This window comes from Rugamonas rubra (genome assembly GCF_900114705.1).
Lineage (GTDB): Bacteria > Pseudomonadota > Gammaproteobacteria > Burkholderiales > Burkholderiaceae_D > Rugamonas > Rugamonas rubra.
Genome location: NZ_FOTW01000024.1, coordinates 24,301 through 40,036, shown reverse-complemented (window position 1 = coordinate 40,036; position 15,736 = coordinate 24,301). Strand labels below are relative to the sequence as shown.

General features: G+C 67.6%; 11 protein-coding genes. 9 read left to right on the top strand and 2 right to left on the bottom strand.

What is annotated here, in order from left to right; genetic code table 11:
• The first annotated feature begins 191 nt into the window (after positions 1–191).
• From BM252_RS22915 to BM252_RS22895, 5 genes are all read left to right on the top strand, one after another.
• Positions 192–1,406: a M48 family metallopeptidase gene (locus BM252_RS22915; RefSeq protein ID WP_093389998.1), complete on the top strand. Its 1,215-nt coding sequence runs from the start codon at positions 192–194 to the stop codon at positions 1,404–1,406.
• A gap of 30 nt (positions 1,407–1,436) precedes the next feature.
• Positions 1,437–2,060 carry a nicotinamide riboside transporter PnuC gene (pnuC, locus tag BM252_RS22910; RefSeq protein ID WP_093389997.1) on the top strand — a complete coding sequence of 208 codons (624 nt, stop codon included), beginning with the start codon at positions 1,437–1,439 and terminating at the stop codon, positions 2,058–2,060.
• Positions 2,061–2,385: 325 nt separating this feature from the next.
• The gene (locus BM252_RS22905) at positions 2,386–4,953 is read left to right on the top strand and encodes a TonB-dependent receptor (protein ID WP_093389996.1); all 2,568 of its coding nucleotides are present in this window, start codon (positions 2,386–2,388) and stop codon (positions 4,951–4,953) included.
• Positions 4,954–5,127: 174 nt separating this feature from the next.
• Positions 5,128–6,477 (top strand): MFS transporter, encoded by a 1,350-nt coding sequence (locus BM252_RS22900; RefSeq protein WP_093389995.1) that lies wholly within the window; start codon positions 5,128–5,130, stop codon positions 6,475–6,477.
• 201 nt (positions 6,478–6,678) lie between these two features.
• Complete coding sequence (locus BM252_RS22895) at positions 6,679–8,253, top strand: methyl-accepting chemotaxis protein (RefSeq protein ID WP_093389994.1); 1,575 nt, start codon at positions 6,679–6,681, stop codon at positions 8,251–8,253.
• A 163-nt stretch (positions 8,254–8,416) separates the two neighbouring features.
• On the opposite strand, the gene BM252_RS22890 is transcribed toward BM252_RS22895, so the two are convergent.
• Complete coding sequence (locus BM252_RS22890) at positions 8,417–9,196, bottom strand: response regulator transcription factor (protein WP_093390057.1); 780 nt, start codon at positions 9,194–9,196, stop codon at positions 8,417–8,419.
• Positions 9,197–9,401: 205 nt separating this feature from the next.
• On the opposite strand from BM252_RS22890, the gene BM252_RS22885 reads away from it, so the two are divergent.
• The 4 genes from BM252_RS22885 (at position 9,402) to BM252_RS22870 (ending at position 15,040) form a co-directional block, all read left to right on the top strand.
• Positions 9,402–9,893 carry a winged helix-turn-helix transcriptional regulator gene (locus BM252_RS22885; protein ID WP_093389993.1) on the top strand — a complete coding sequence of 164 codons (492 nt, stop codon included), beginning with the start codon at positions 9,402–9,404 and terminating at the stop codon, positions 9,891–9,893.
• 268 nt (positions 9,894–10,161) lie between these two features.
• Positions 10,162–11,106, top strand: a complete 945-nt coding sequence (locus BM252_RS22880) for an AEC family transporter (protein ID WP_093389992.1) — start codon at positions 10,162–10,164, stop codon at positions 11,104–11,106.
• 240 nt (positions 11,107–11,346) lie between these two features.
• On the top strand, positions 11,347–14,184 hold the full coding sequence (locus BM252_RS22875) for a diguanylate cyclase (RefSeq protein ID WP_093389991.1): 2,838 nt from the start codon (positions 11,347–11,349) through the stop codon (positions 14,182–14,184).
• Positions 14,185–14,434: 250 nt separating this feature from the next.
• Complete coding sequence (locus BM252_RS22870; protein ID WP_093389990.1) at positions 14,435–15,040, top strand: hypothetical protein; 606 nt, start codon at positions 14,435–14,437, stop codon at positions 15,038–15,040.
• A 165-nt stretch (positions 15,041–15,205) separates the two neighbouring features.
• Here the strand turns inward: BM252_RS22870 and BM252_RS22865 are convergent, their stop codons facing one another.
• The gene (locus tag BM252_RS22865) at positions 15,206–15,673 is read right to left on the bottom strand and encodes an OsmC family protein (protein WP_093389989.1); all 468 of its coding nucleotides are present in this window, start codon (positions 15,671–15,673) and stop codon (positions 15,206–15,208) included.
• Between the last annotated feature and the right edge of the window lie 63 nt (positions 15,674–15,736).

Sequence of the window (15,736 nt, the reverse complement as noted above, 5' to 3'; positions counted from 1 at the left end):
AGTAAGTTTATTGCTCGACAAGGAAGTGTTTCGCGGAAACTAGTACCAATTTAAAAAATTTAACAAAGTGGTATGCCCGCCGTTTTCGGCGCCGGCGCCTCGGGCGCTCAAAAGATAGCAAAAAGAGTTATTTTTTTCTTAAAAAATCGTATAAAATGCCGCCGGGAAACTTTTGCTTACCAGGGGCATGCATGGAATTGGTTTATAGAAAAGAAAAGACGCTGTTCGTCTTGATGTTGGTGTTGTCGTTGCTGTTGTGGGCCGCGCTGCTGGTCGGCACGGCCGGCATGGTGGCGCTGTATATGTTGCTGTTTTTCGTTTCCTACTGTTTCGCCCAGTCGGCCCTGGTGTCCTATTTGAAGGGCACCGGCGTCAAGATCACCGCGCAGCAGTTCCCCGACCTGAAGGCGCGCATCGACGCCTGCTGCGCCCGGCTCGACGTGGAGCAGGTGCCGGACGCCTATCTGCTGCAGATGGGCGGCGTGTTCAACGCCTTCGCCACGCGGTTTTTCGGCCAGCATTTCATCGTGCTGTATTCGGACGTGGTCGACGCGCTGGAGGATAAGCCGGACGCGATCAATTTCTACATCGGCCACGAGCTCGGCCATATCAAACGCAAGCATCTGCGCTGGGCCACCCTGCTGGCGCCGGCCGCGGCGCTGCCGCTGCTGGGCGCGGCCTATGCGCGGGCGCGCGAGTACACCTGCGACCGCCACGGCTTCCACGCCTGCGACGACCTGGCCAGCGCCCAGTTGGGCCTGGCCGCGCTGGCGGCCGGCGGCAAGCGCTGGCGCGACATGAGCATCAGCAACTACGTGGCGCAGGCGCGCGAGTCGTCCGGCTTCTGGATGTCCTTCCACGAGCTGGTCGGCGACTACCCCTGGCTGGTCAAGCGCATGGCGGTGATGCGCGGCCTGGCGCAGGGCAAGGAGATCGAGCAGCCGGCGCGCAGCGGCGTGGCGTATCTGCTGGCGCTGTTGGTGCCACGGCTGGGCGTGGGCGGCGGCGGCGGCTCGCTGCTGGCGGTGCTGGCGCTGGTCGGCGTCATGGCCGCCGTCGCGCTGCCGGCCTACCGGGACTACGAGGCGCGCGCCAGGATGGGCCGCGCCGTCGCCGTCGGCCACGAGGCCACCGCCGCCGTCGAGCGCTATTTCTACGCCAACGGCAAGGCGCCGGCCACGCTGGAGCAGGCCGGTTTCGCCCTGGCCGACCCCAGCCACGCCGTGCAGGACCTCAGCGTGGACGCCGGCAACGGCGTGGTGCGCGTGTTCCCGTCCGACCTGAGCTATCGCGGCAAGGCCATTGCGTTCACGCCCAGCCTGGACGAGAATAAGAAGGTGGCCTGGCGCTGCGCCAGCGAGGAGATTCCCGCCAAGCTGTTGCCGGAGGAGTGCAAGCAGCGCTGAGGCCCCGTAACCCCGCAAAGGAAACCCGATTTGAGCCTTGCCCTGGAAGTCGCCGCCAACGCGGTCATGACGTTGTCGATCGTGCTGGCGGGGCGCAACAACGCCCATTCCTGGTGGCTCGGCGTGGTCGGCTGTTCGATGTTCGCCCTGCTGTTCTACAGCGTCAACTTGTACGCCGACGTGGCGCTGCAACTGTTCTTCATCGTCACCTGCGTGATCGGCTGGCTGCAATGGCGCCGTGGCGGCGCCGGCGCCGCCTTGCCGATCACGCGCGTGCGCGCCGGCGCGCTGGCCGCCATGGTGCTGCTCGGCATTGCCGCCACCGCCGCCTACGGCCTGATGCTGCACCAGTTCACCCAGGCCTACGCCCCCTTCATCGACTCGGCCGTGCTGGTGTTCAGCATCATCGCCCAGCTGCTGCTGATGGGGCGGCGGCTGGAGAACTGGCCGTTTTGGTTGCTGGTCAACACCATCTCGGTGCCGCTGTACTTCAACCGGGGCCTGCATCTGACGGCGCTGCTGTACGCCGCCTACTGGCTCAACGCCATCGTCTCCTGGTACTTCTGGCGCCGCCAGATGGCGGCCCAGGCCCTGGCCGTGGCGGACGCGGCCAGCGTGCCGGCCGCGCCGCCGCGCCAGGCCGCCGGCCTTTAGATCCAAATCGTATATACAAGGAACAAATGATTCGTTCCGACAAGCAATAGCGGCCGGTATAGTGCAATCTCCCTTGCACCACCGGCCTTTTGTTATGTTGCGTTCCACCCTGATCCTGTCCCGCCCTGACCGTCACGTCCTGTACATGCTTTGCATGGCGCAGTGCATGTGTAGCGTCGCCTAACACCTTACCCCCGTAGTCGGCGGCAGCCCGCCGCAATCCACTGCAAACCCGCGCAATACCCGCACCGACCCACCAGGCCGGCAGGGCTGTGCACGCCCTTTTTCCACCGGAAGAGGGCGCCAAACCCACCAAGAGGAAACCATGTTCAAGCCACTCAGCATCAGTTTAGCCATCGCCGCCGCCTTCCCGCAGCTCGCCTACGCCGACGAACCGGCGCGCGTCGTCGTCACCGGCTCCAACATCCGCGTCAGCGAGAAGGAGGGCGCCAGCGCCGTCCAGGTGATCAGCGCCAAGGACATCGCCGCCAGCGGCAAGTCGAGCATCGCCGACGTGCTGCGCGCCATCTCGGCCAACAGCGGCAACAGCTACAACGAACAGTACACCGGCAGCTTCTCGGCCGGCACGGCCGGCCTGTCGCTGCGCGGCCTGGGGCAGAAGAACACGCTGATCCTGGTCAACGGCAAGCGCGTCAGCCCCTACGCCACGGCGCAGGATTTGCAGGAGGTGTTCGTCGACCTGAACAGCCTGCCGATGGAGTCGGTGCAGCGCATCGAGGTGCTGAAGGACGGCGCCTCCTCGGTCTACGGCTCGGACGCGGTGGCCGGCGTGGTCAACATCATTTTGTATAAGGAATTCAAGGGTACCGAGCTGAGCGTCAAGGGCGGCGCCTCGACCCAGGGCAGCGGCCAGACCGAGAAGAGCGCGGCGCTGCAGACCGGCTTCGGCAGCCTGGCGCAGGACGGCTACAGCGTGGTCTTCTCGCTCGACGCGCAGCAACGCAGCAAGCTGCAGCAGTCGGACGTCGACTGGATGGCCGGCAACGACTGGCGCGGCCGGGCCAACGGCTCGCTGGCGTGGACGCCGACCAACTACTACGGCACGGACGCCACCAAGCTGCTGGGCGGCCTGCAGGGGCCGCTCGAGCAGAAACCCTACGGCGACATCACCGAGGGCAAGAGCGGCCTGGTGCAGGCCTACAACCCGGCGCAGTACAAGACGCTGATCCCGGGCATCTCGCGGGTGCACTCGGCGCTGCGCGGCACCTTGCGCCTGAACCAGGACAGCGAGGCCTACGCCGACCTGCTGTACAGCCACTCGCGCGCCGACCAGACCTTCGGCGCGCCGCTCACCGTCAGCAACGGCAGCCTGCGCGCCTGGAACAACACCTTGCAGAAACTCGACAACATCAGCGTCACGCTGCCGGTCGGCCATCCGAACAACCCGGGCGGCAAACCGCAGCCGATCAGCGCCACCCTGTTCGACCTGGGCCCGCGCCTGAAGTCCGACAAGGTCGACTTCTACCGCGTGCTGACCGGCCTGAAGGGCACGCTGGCCGGCTGGGAATACGACGCTTCGGTGGGCCGTTCGGCCAGCAAGCTGGAGGAGACGGTGCAGAACTTCGTCAACCGCTACGAGTTCGAGAAAGTGCTGGCCGACGGCAGCTACAACTTCGCCGACCAAGCGAAGAACAGCGAGGCGGTGCGCCAGCGCCTGCGCCTGTCGACACTGCGGCCGGCCGAGTCCAAACTGACCACGCTCGACGTCAGCGCCGCGAAGGACCTGTTCGAGCTGCCGGCCGGCCCGCTCGGCTTCGCCGTCGGCAGCCAGTGGCGCCGCGAGGAGATGAACTCGGACACCTCGACGGCCGTGCTGTCGGGCACCGAGCTGCGGCCGGCGATCAATATCATCAAGGGCACGCGCGACGTGGCGGCCGTGTTCGCCGAGTTCAACGCGCCCGTCGTCAAGGACCTCAACGTCAACGTGGCCGGCCGCGCCGACCACTACAGCGACTTCGGCAGCGCCTTCTCGCCCAAGGCCAGCGTGCGCTACCAGGCGGCCCAGTGGCTGCTGCTGCGCGGCACCGTGTCGCGCGGCTTCCGCGCGCCGTCGCTGCCGGAGATCACCAACAGCACCTCGGTCAGCTACGGCCCGGTGATCGACGCCAAGGACCCGATCACGCCGAAGCAGCCGCGCAGCGTCACCAACATCACCCGCGCCAACGACCAGCTGCGTCCCGAGCGCTCCAACAATCTGAACCTGGGCCTGGTGATCGCGCCGAGCAGCAACAGCAGCGTCGGCCTCGACTACTACCGCATCAAGACGCGCGGCGTGATCGGCACCGATTCGGTCGAGACCATTTTGGCCAACGAGGCACGCTTCCCCGACAAGGTCAGCCGCGACGCCGAGGGCCGCATCATCACCCTGTACAAGCAATACGCCAACCAGGGCGACCGCGAGGCCAGCGGCATCGACCTCGACCTGCGCCAGCGCTTCGACCTGCGGCAGAACGGCAAGCTGAGCCTGAACGCCCAACTGAGCAAGGTGTTCAAGTTCTCGGCTCCGCTATCCGAGGGCGAGCCGCTGAGCAACGGCGCCGGCAACAACTACTTCGGCTCGATCCCGAAATGGCGCGGCGTGACCTCGGCCACCTGGGACATTGGCAACTGGAGCAGCACACTGACCTGGAACTACGTCGACGGCTACGACCAGACCAAGGCCGCCCGTCCCGGCGAGCGCGTCGCTTCGGTCGCCACCTTCGACGCCAACGTGGCGTGGCAGCTCACGCCGGCCGCCACCGTCAGCCTGATCGTGCAGAACCTGACCGACCAGCGGCCGTCGTGGGACTCGTCGGCCAGCAGCTTCTTCGACTTCACCCAGGCCGATCCGCGCGGCCGCTTCGCCTCGGTCAAGCTGACCTACAAGTTCTGAGCGGACCAGGGCTGAACGCCTGACGGGCGGGCGGGGGCGGGGTGCCCCTGCCGCCCGCCCGTTTTTTGCATTCAGAAGTAAATCTGATAAATACACAAAAATATACTGTTTGTATGATGGATCGTTCTGTTCTCTAATGGTTGCATTAAAAAAGTAAACCCCAGAGGAGACAAGATGGACACAGGCAAGGCAATCGATATTCCGGCATTGATCGACAAGGGCAAGACCGGCCGCTTCCAGGCCGGCGTGCTGTTGCTGTGCGGCCTGTGCGTCATCATGGACGGCTTCGACGTGCAGGCGATGGGCTATGTGGCGCCCGCCATCATCCACGACTGGGGCGTCAGCAAGGCCAGCCTCGGCCCCGTGTTCGGCGCCGGCCTGTTCGGCATGCTGGTCGGCTCCTTGCTGTTCAGCCTGCTGGCCGACCGCGTCGGCCGCCGCCCCGTGCTGATCGCCGCCACCCTGTTCTTCTCCGTCTGCATGCTGGCCACGCCGTCGGCCACCAGCCTGTTCCAACTCGAACTGATCCGCTTCATCACCGGCCTGGGCCTGGGCGCGGTGATGCCCAACGCCATGGCCCTGGCCGGCGAATACAGCCCGGCGCGCCGCCGCGTCACCCTGATGATGATGGTGTCCTGCGGCTTCACCGTCGGCGCCGTGGCCGGCGGCCTGCTGTCGGCGGCGCTGATCCCGGCCTTCGGCTGGCACTCGGTGTTCTATGTCGGTGGCGCCGTGCCGCTGGTGATCGGTCTGCTGATGCTGGCCTACTTGCCCGAGTCGCTGCAGTTCCTGGTGTTGCGCGGCAAGGTCGAGCAGGTCGGCAAATGGCTGGCGCGCATCGACCCGCAACTGCGCATCGACGCCGGCACGCGCTACCTGGTCAACGAGAAGCAGCGCGCCGGCGCCAGCGTGGCCCAGCTGTTCCGCGAGGGCCGCGCCCGCACCACCCTGCTGCTGTGGGTGGTCAACTTCATGAATTTGCTCAACTTCTACTTCCTCTCCAACTGGCTGCCCAGCATCGCCAAGGACGCCGGCCTGTCGACCCAGACGGCGGTGCTGGCCGGCACCGTGCTGCAGGTCGGCGGCACCATCGGCACCCTGACCATGGGCCAGTGGATCGACCGCGCCGGCTTCCAGCGCGTGCTGGTGCCGTCCTTCCTGGTCGCCGCCGTCGCCATCGCCCTGATCGGCCGCGCCGACGCCTCGCTGGCCCTGCTGTTCTGCGCCATCTTCGTCACCGGCTTTTGCATCGTCGGCGGCCAGCCGGCCGTCAACGCGCTCGCCGCCCAGTACTATCCGACCACGCTGCGTTCGACCGGCATCGGCTGGAGCCTGGGCGTGGGCCGCATCGGCTCGATCGTCGGCCCGGTGCTGGGCGGCCAGCTGATCGGCATGAACTGGCCCAACAGCAGCATCTTCCTGCTGGTCGCCGTGCCGGCCCTGCTGTCGGCCGGCATGCTGTGGCTGATGGCGGCGCGCGACACGCGCGGCGCCGGCCAGGCGCCGGCCGCCGTGGCGGAGTGAGCCGCGGCGCCTAGCACGGCAAGCTTTCAATCCGCTATCGACGCGCAAAAAAACGCACTCCGCACAACACTCGGCGGCATATCTGTCGACAGCCGGACGCGGCGGTTTTATGATGGTCGAGTTGGCATTAGGGAAACTTCCTTTGCCGGCCACCGTCATCGCCGCGTCCGTCGGCGAGCGGCCACACAGCGGGGAGACGCCATGAAGTGGTTTTACGATTTGAACATCGCACGCAAGCTGACCTTGGCCTTCGCCGTCGTCATCGCGATGACCTGTTTCCTCGGCGTGTTCTCGATCGGCCAGTTGGTCAAGGTCAACCAGGCCTCGACCGACATCGCCACCAACTGGATGCCGGCGGTGCGCTACCTGGGCCAGATGCAGACCTCGCTGTCGCGCTTCCGCATCTCCGAGGCGACCCACATCCTGCTGGCCGAGGAGGCCGAGATGGCCGCCACCGACAAGTCGATGGCCTCGCGCGTCGAGACCTTGCGCAAGCAACAGGCCAGCTACGCCGCGCTGGTTTCCGAGCAGGAGGAGAAGCGCATCTACGCCGAGTTGCAGAAGGCGCTCGACGCCTACATGGCGCAGAGCGGCAAGCTGGCCGCGTTGTCGCACGAGGGCAAGAAGGACGAGGCGCGCGCGCTGTTCCGTGGCGAGTCGAACAAGGTGTTCCGCCAGGTCAACGAGCAGCTCGACGCCCTGGTCAAGATCAACGACGAGGGCAGCGCCGCCTCCAACACCTCGGCCAGCGCCACCTTCGCCATGTCGCGCAATCTGATCATCACCATCCTGCTGGCGCTGATCGGCGTCGGCCTGGCGCTGGCGCTGTTCGTCGCCCGCACCGTCGCCGTGCCGCTGCGCGAGGCGGTGGCGATCGCCCGGCGCGTCGCCGACGGCGACCTGAGCGGCCACATCGTCGCCCACAGCACGGACGAGACGGGCCAGCTGATGCACTCGCTCAAGGCGATGAACGACAGCCTGCTGCGCGTGGTCGGCGAGGTGCGCAGCGGCACCGACACCATCGCCACCGCCTCGGCGCAGATCGCCAGCGGCAACCTCGACCTGTCGAGCCGCACCGAGGAGCAGGCCAGCTCGCTGGAGCAGACCGCCTCGGCGATGGAGCAGCTGACCTCGACGGTGCGGCAGAACGCCGACAACGCGCGCCAGGCCAACCAGCTGGCGCAGTCGGCCTCGGGCACGGCCAGCGACGGCGGCAGGGTGGTCGGCCAGGTGATCGAGACGATGGAGTCGATCAGCGCCTCGTCGCGCAAGATCGTCGACATCATCAGCGTGATCGACGGCATCGCCTTCCAGACGAATATCTTGGCGCTCAACGCCGCCGTCGAGGCGGCCCGCGCCGGCGAGCAGGGCCGTGGCTTCGCGGTGGTCGCCTCGGAGGTGCGCAACCTGGCCCAGCGCAGCGCGGCGGCGGCCAGGGAGATCAAGGAGTTGATCGTCGACTCGGTCGGCAAGGTCGACTCCGGCACCAGCCTGGTGCAGCAGGCCGGCAGCACCATGAGCGAGGTGGTGGCCAGCGTGCGCCGCGTCAGCGACGTGGTGGCCGAGATCTCGGCGGCCAGCCAGGAGCAGAGCACGGGCATCGAGGAGGTCAACAAGGCGATCACCCAGATGGACGAGGTGACCCAGCAGAACGCCGCGCTGGTGGAGGAGGCGGCCGCCGCCGCCTCGTCGCTGCAGGAGCAGGCCGCCAAGCTGGCGGCGGTGGTCAGCGTGTTCCAGCTGGACGGACGCGGCGCGGCGCCACGGCTGCGCTGAGGGCGCGCGATAGTCAAAGGAAATTCAAAGGAAATTCAAAGGAAATTCAAAGGAAATTCAAAGGAAATTCAAAGGAAATTCATGGAATATCGACGCTAACAACAACAAGAAACAACAAGAATCCGTCCGGCGCGCCAGCGCCGGCCGCTGCCGCCGGGGGGCTTCAGTCCTCCGGCGGTTTTTTATGTTGCTGCATCGACAGGCGGTAGGCGCTGGGGGTGACGCCGATGCGCTCGCGGAAGGCGGTGGCGAAGTTGCCGGCGTTGTTGAAGCCGATCAGCAGGGCGATGTCCTGCACGTCGATCTCGCTCTCGCGCAGCAGTTGCACGCCACGGCGGATGCGCTCCTCGCGGATGAAGGCGAACACCGTCATGCCGGTCTGCTCGCGGAACACCTGCGACAGTTTTTCGCGGTAGGTGCCGACGCTGCGGGCGATCTCGGCCAGGCTGGGCAGGGCCGCCAGGTTGTCGGCGATCAGGCGCTTGACGGCGCGCACCAGCACCGCGTCCGGGTCGGCCGCCTGGCCGGCGGCGGCGGCGGCGCCGGGCCGCTGCACCAGGTTCAGGTGGACGTGGATGCGCGCCGCCAGCTCGCCCGGCGAGAACGGCTTGGAGACGTAGTCGACGCCGCCGATCGACAGGCCCATGATGCGCTCCTCGTCGGCGTCGGCGCCGCTGAGGAAGATCACCGGGATGTCGCGCGTGGCCGGGTTGGCCTTGAGCAGGCGGCAGGCGGTGTAGCCGTCCATATTGGGCATGCGCACGTCGAGCAGGATCAGGTCCGGCTGCTTGGCCAGCGCCAGTTGGTAGCCCTGCAGGCCGTTGAAGGCGACCGAGATGCGGTAGGGCAACTCGCCCAACAAATCCATCAGCATGCGCTGCTCGAACGCGGAGTCGTCCACGATCAGGATATGGCGCACGGTCGATTCGTTGCTTGGAAACATGATCAATTTGCTACGTTAACTGGAAGTGTGTTGCGTATTATGCCTATCTTTCCATTTTTTTTAATAGTTTTCTCTGCATCCAAAACCGCTGTCTCGCCCAGCAAAAGCAGGCATTTTACGAATGGACAATAATGACTTTGCGAAAGCGGTGACTCTGCCGTCACCCCGCAATCTCACCCGCATCAGCACCGGAACGGAGTCCCCCATGAAACATACCGATTTTGGCCGCATGCCCTGTCCGATCGCCCGCAGCTTGGGGAAGGTCGGAGAGTGGTGGAGTATCCTGATTTTACGCGATGCCTTCTATGGCTTGTCGCGCTTCGACGAATTCGAGAAGAGCCTGAAGATCGCGCCGAACATGCTGACGCGCCGTCTGGCCGGGCTGGTCGAGGGCGGCCTGATGGAGCGCCGCCAGTACAGCGCCCGACCGCCGCGTTACGAATACGTGCTGACCAAGTCCGGCCGCGCCTTCAAACCGGTGCTGCTGGCCTTCATCGCCTGGGGCAACGACCATCTGGCGCCGGAGGGCGCCAGCCTGCTGGTGGTCAGCCGCGAGACCGGCAAGCCGGCCGACCAGGTGTTGGTCGACGCCAACAGCGGCCTGGCCATCAACGACGAGGACTATATGTTCGCGCCGGGACCGGCCGCCTCGGAGAACATGCGTTCGCGCCTGATCGAGGTCGGCAAGCACGCCTGAGCTTGGGTTGAAGCCCGCCCGGGCCCCGGGCGGGCCGGGCCGGACCTCCACCCGGGAGGCCGGCTCCAGTTGTGCGTAGGCGGCGCCGGCGATCCCGCCCGGCGCCGTTTTGCCGGGCGCGCCGCACAGCGCGTGGCCGAACTCCCCGTCGATCCAAGGGAACGCGCCGACCCGGCCCGGGCGCGCCGCGCCGATGCCATCGCGCGAAAAATACATTTTTTCGATCTCGACAGCATAGAGCAAAAGCCCGCGCTTACAATGGCCTGCCATGCTCGATATCCTCGCCGTCACCTTCCCCTTCTTCGCCCTCGTGCTGTGCGGCTATGTGGCGGTGCGCCGTGGCATGCTGCCGCTGGTCGCCATTCCCGGCATGAACAGCTTCGTGTTGTACTTCGCGCTGCCCTGCATGTTGTTCCGCTTCGGCGCGGCGACCCCGCTGGCCCAGCTGCTCGACCCCGGCCTGTTCGCCGTCTACCTGCTGTGCGCGCTGCTGATGGTCGGCCTGACCATGGCCGCCACGCTGAGCCACCGCATCGCTTGGAACGACGCCGCCTTCGGCGCCCTGGTGGCGGCCTTCCCCAACACCGGCTTCATGGGCGTGCCGCTGCTGCTGGCGCTGCTCGGGCCGCGCTCGTCGGGGCCGGTGATCCTGACCATCGCCGTCGACATGGTCATCACCAGCTCGCTGTGCATCGCCCTGTCGCGGGTCGGCAGCGGGCGCGGCCGCGGCGCCGTGCTGGCCGCGCTGCGCGGCATGCTGGCCAACCCGATGCCCTGGTCCATCGTGCTCGGCGCGCTGGCCTCGGCGCTCGGCCTGGCCCTGCCCGGCCCGCTGCAGCGCAGCGTCGCCATGCTGGCCGACGCCGCCTCGCCGGTGGCCCTGTTCACCATCGGCGCGGTGCTGGCCCGCTCGCAGATGGCCAGCGCCGACGCCACGCCGCTGCGCGAGTACGTGCCGGTGGCGCTGAAGAAGCTGGTGCTGCATCCGCTGCTGATGCTGGCGCTGGGCCACGCCGCCATCCGCCTCGGCCTGCCGCTCGAGCCCTTCGCCTTGAACACCGTGGTGCTGGTGGCCTGCCTGCCGAGCGCCAGCAACGTCGCCATGTTGTCGGAACGCTACGGCGCCGACACCGGCCGCATCGCGCGCATCATCCTGGTCTCGACGGCGATATCGTTTTTTACATTTTCCGCCGCCGTGACGCTGTTGCGTTAGCCGCGCGGGCTTCCCAACAGGTCAATCATTGTTTCCATGTGGAATCAACATTTGTCTTTGATATCAAGCACTTGAGTCCTTCCACCGGCCGCAAAGCCGCAGCGCCAGCGGCTTGCCGGCCAAACTGTGAAATAATGCGGATGCGCGTGTAAATGCGCATGAGCAAGAAAACCGTGCCGCCGGGGCCGGATCCGGGGTCCCCGTCGCGACACAACAGCTTGAGGAATTGATTTAGTGGAAATGTTTGCGCTCGATGAAGAGTTGGCGCAGTGGAATGCGGCGCTGCCCTCGTCCGAGGGTGCTGCGCGGCTGACACTGCTGGCCCAGCTCGCCTGGCACAGCCGCCAGCGCGATCCCGCGCGGGCGCAGGGCTGGGCGGCCGAGGCGGCGCCCCTGCTGGCCGCGCTGGCCGAGGCGCAACGTTTCCCCGTGCAGGCCCGCCTCGAGCTGGTCGGCGCCGAGGCGCACTGGCTGGCCGGCGCGCTCGACGCCGCGCAGGGCCAGGCCGAGCACGCGCTGGGGCTGTTCGAGCACTGCGCCGACCCGCGCGGCCGCGCCGACGCCCACTGGCTGCTGGCCTGGATCGCCAACGACCGCGGCGACCCGGGCCGCGGCGACGCCGCGCTGGCCAGCGCCGCCGCCAGCGCGCGCGCCGCCGGCGACCCGCTGCGCGCCGACGTGATCGACGCCGCCGCCGCCATCTTCGACGTGTTCGGCGACGTCCACAGCGCCACCGCGCGCTGGGGCCAGCGCTTCGCCGCCGAGCCGGACCCGGCGCAGCCGGTGGCGGCCGGCTGGATCAGCGACTACCACGGCACCCGCGCCTTCCAGGCCAGCGACTACGGCCGCGCCATCGGCCACCTGATGCACAGCTACGAGGCGGCCATGGGCAGCGGCCAGCGGCGCCGCGCCATCATCGTCGCCACCAACATCGGCAACGCCTTCACCAGCCTGAACGCGCACGACGCCGCGCTCGAATGGATGCAGCGCGGCCTCGACCTGGCGCGGCCCACCGGCTGGCCGCTGAGCATCGGCCTGTGCCTGATGCAGACCGCCGAAACGCTGCGCCAGCTGGGCCAGCGCGAGGCCGCCCAGGGCCTGCTGCGCGAGGCGCTGCACACGCTGGCGCCGCTGGCCGGCTCGCGCGCCTACGCCATCGCGCTCGAGTACCAGGGCGACCTGGCGCTCGACCTGGGCAACTACAACGCCGCCCTCGACAGCTTCGCCCGCCTCGGCGAGCGCGGCGACGCGCTGCGCCAGTCCGACTTCCAGAGCAGCGCGCGGCGCGGCCAGGCGCACGCCCTGTCGCAGCTGGACCGGCCGGCCGACGCGCTGGCCGTCGCCAACACCGCGCTGGCGCTGGCCTGCGAGCACGGCGACGCCTCCAACCAGATCGCCGCGCTCAGCGTGCTGGCGCGCATCCACGCGCGCCACCGGCTGGCGCCGCCGGCCGACATGGCCGCGCCCAACGCCGTGCTGCACTACCTGCAACTGGCGCTGGCCACCGCCGCCACCATCGACGGCTACGCCGTGCCCGGCGCGCTGCTCGACGCCGCCGCGCGCGAGCACGCCGCCATCGGCGACTACGCCACCGCCTACCAGATCGCGCTGCAGGCCAGCGCGGCGCGCGACCAGACCCACAGCCAGCAGGCCACCAACCGCGCCATCGCCATGCAGGTGCAGTACCAGACCGAGCGCGCCCAGACCGAGGGCGAGCACCACCGCCAGCTGGCCGCCGCCGAGGCGCAGCGCGCCGAGGTGCTGCAGCAGACCAGCGCCACCCTGCAGCACCTGAGCGCGATCGGCCAGGAGATCACCGCCCACCTCGACGCGGCGGCGGTGTTCCGCGCCCTCGACCGCCACGTCCACGGCCTGCTCGACGCCACCCACTTCTCGATCTTCCTGCTCGAGCCGGACGGCCAGTCGCTGCGCTGCGCCTTCGGCGTCGAGGCGGGCAAGCCGCTGCCGGCCATCCGCTTCGCGCTGGGCGACCCCAGGGCCAACAGCGCGCGCTGCGTGCGCGAGCGGCGCGAGCTGCTCATCGAGCTGGCCGCCGACGGCGCCACGCCGAACCTGATCCCCGGCACGCTGCCGACCCTGACCCTGTTGTTCGCGCCGCTGCGCGTCGGCGAGCGCGTGCTCGGCGCGATGACGGTGCAGTCGCTGCACGCCAGCGCCTACGGCGACCGCGACCGGCTGATCTTCCGCACCCTGTGCGCCTACGGCGCCATCGCGCTCGACAACGCCGCCGCCTACCGCCAGGTCGAGGCCACCCTGAAGACGCTGAGCGCGACCCAGGAACAGCTGCTGGAGAAGAACCTGGAACTGGAGCGCGCCTACAAGGCGCTGGAGGAGGTCAGCCTGACCGACCAGCTGACCGGCCTGCGCAACCGCCGCTTCTTCCTGCAGCACGTCGACACCGACGTGGCGATGAGCCTGCGCCGCTACGACCAGGGCGCGCGCGCCGACGGCGCCGAGCGCGAGCAGATGCTCGACAAGGACCTGGTCTTCTTCATGGTCGACCTGGACCACTTCAAGGAGGTCAACGACCGCTACGGCCACGCCGCCGGCGACTCGATCCTGGTGCAGATGCAGGAGCGCCTGCGCGAGGTGTTCCGCGAGTCCGACTACCTGATCCGCTGGGGCGGCGAGGAGTTCCTGGTGCTGGCGCGCGCCACCCACCGCGACGAGGCCAGGGTGGTGGCCGAGCGCATCCGCTGCGCCGTGGCCGACCGGCCCTTCGAGCTGGCCGACGGCGCCACCCTGGCCAAGACCTGCTCGATCGGCTTCGCCTGCTTCCCCTTCCTGCCGACGCAGGCGCGGCTGCTGACCTGGTCGCAGGTGGTCGAGCTGGCCGACCAGGGCCTGTACATCGCCAAGCGCTCCGGCCGCAACGCCTGGGCGGCGCTGTACGCCACCGAGCTGGCGCGGCCGGACGGCCTGTTCCCGCGTCTGATGCAGCAGCTCGACCAGGCCGTCGCCGAGGGCGAGGTGCGCCTGGTGACCAACCTGACAGGCCCGCTGGCGCTGGGCGGCGAGCGCCGCCGCGTCGGCCTGTCGAGCGACCTGGAAGCGTAGGCGGCGCAACGCCGCCGCCGCGTCCGGGCGCGCGGGACTAGCGTAGTGTTGCGTTCTTGGGGCGCATTTCTATGCGTCAACAAGGACTCAACACTATACTAGGGCGCGCGCCGTTCCCAACCTCTCTGGTAAACCTTCTGCTTTTCCTTCTTTTTTCTTCTCTTTTCCCCTGCTTTGAACTCTTTTTCGCTACGCGGGTCAAAAGAGAAGAAAAGAGAAAAAAGCAGGGCAAAGCAGAGGAGAAAAGAGAATGTTTACCACAGTGTCCGTGCAGCTTCCCCATCCCGTCCTGCTCCAGCTGATTGCGCATCTGGAAAAGCATGGCGGCCCGCAGGATTTGTCCGCCGCGATGCTGGCGGCGGTTGAATTGTGGTTGTGTGAGCAGCAATGTCCGCACCCGGACCGGCCGCCGCTGCATGGCTACCAATGGAAATCGCTGTTTCTGCCGGAGGGCACCCGACTGCGCTCGTGGAGCTATGGCGAACACAACTATGCGGAGGTGGTGGGCGACCAGATCATCCACAACGGGCGCGCCGTTTCGCCCAACCAGTTCGCCCGCTCCTTCGCCCGCAGCAACCGCAATGCCTGGTCCGACCTGTCCGTGCGCCGGCCCGGTGACAAAAAATGGACCGTCGCCAGCCGCCTGCGCCGGGAGTTCGCCGCGGAGCAGAGGAGGGCGGAGTTGGCCGCCGCCCCGCTCGCTGTCGCCGCTGTCGCGCCCGCCGCCGCCCTGCCGCCAGCACCCGCCAGCGAGCCGTCCGAGTTGCCCGCGCCCCGACGAGTGGAGGCCGGGCCGGAGTGGAGTCTGCCGGAGCGGCGCAAGTATCGTTTCCGCATGGAGGATATCGCCTACTAGCCGGATACCAGCGTCCCTGAATTGACCTCCGCCATCGATCAAGACATCGTCAACCACAACACCAACCCCAAGCCATTTATCTGGACCGCCAGTGCCCGCGACATATTGCAAAAGGTCATTCGCGCCAATGCGCAACCATGCGCTAAAACAGAATTCAACACTACACTAGCGGGGCGGCGGCGCCTCCACCACCACCTCGGCCTTGAGCGAATTGGCGATGTAGCACTTGTCGTGGGCGGCGTGGTGGATCGCCGCCAGCTCCTCGGCGCCCGGCCAGGTGGTGCCGGCGAAGCTGATCTCGGGGCGCAGCGCGATGCGGGTCATGGCCATTTTTCCGTCCGCGTTCTTGCCCAGCACGCCGACGGCGCGGTCGACGTAGCTGTCGACCGTGTGGCCGCGCTGGGCGGCGATGGAGAGGAAGAACAGCATATGGCAGCTGGAGGTGGCGGCCACCAGCGCCTCCTCGGGGTCGAGGTTGGCCGCCTCCGACATCGGCGGCGGCACCGACAGCGGCGACGACGAGGCCGGCACGGTCAGACCGCCGTCGAAGCTCCAGGTGTGCGCGCGGCTATAGCGCTGATCCAGAAAAACCTGTCCGTTGCGTTGCCATTCCAACGTTGCTTCGAATCGCATGACTGCTCCTGTGATTGGTGGTTGGCCGCCGCCCCAACCCCCGCAAGCCAGGGGTCTGACCCC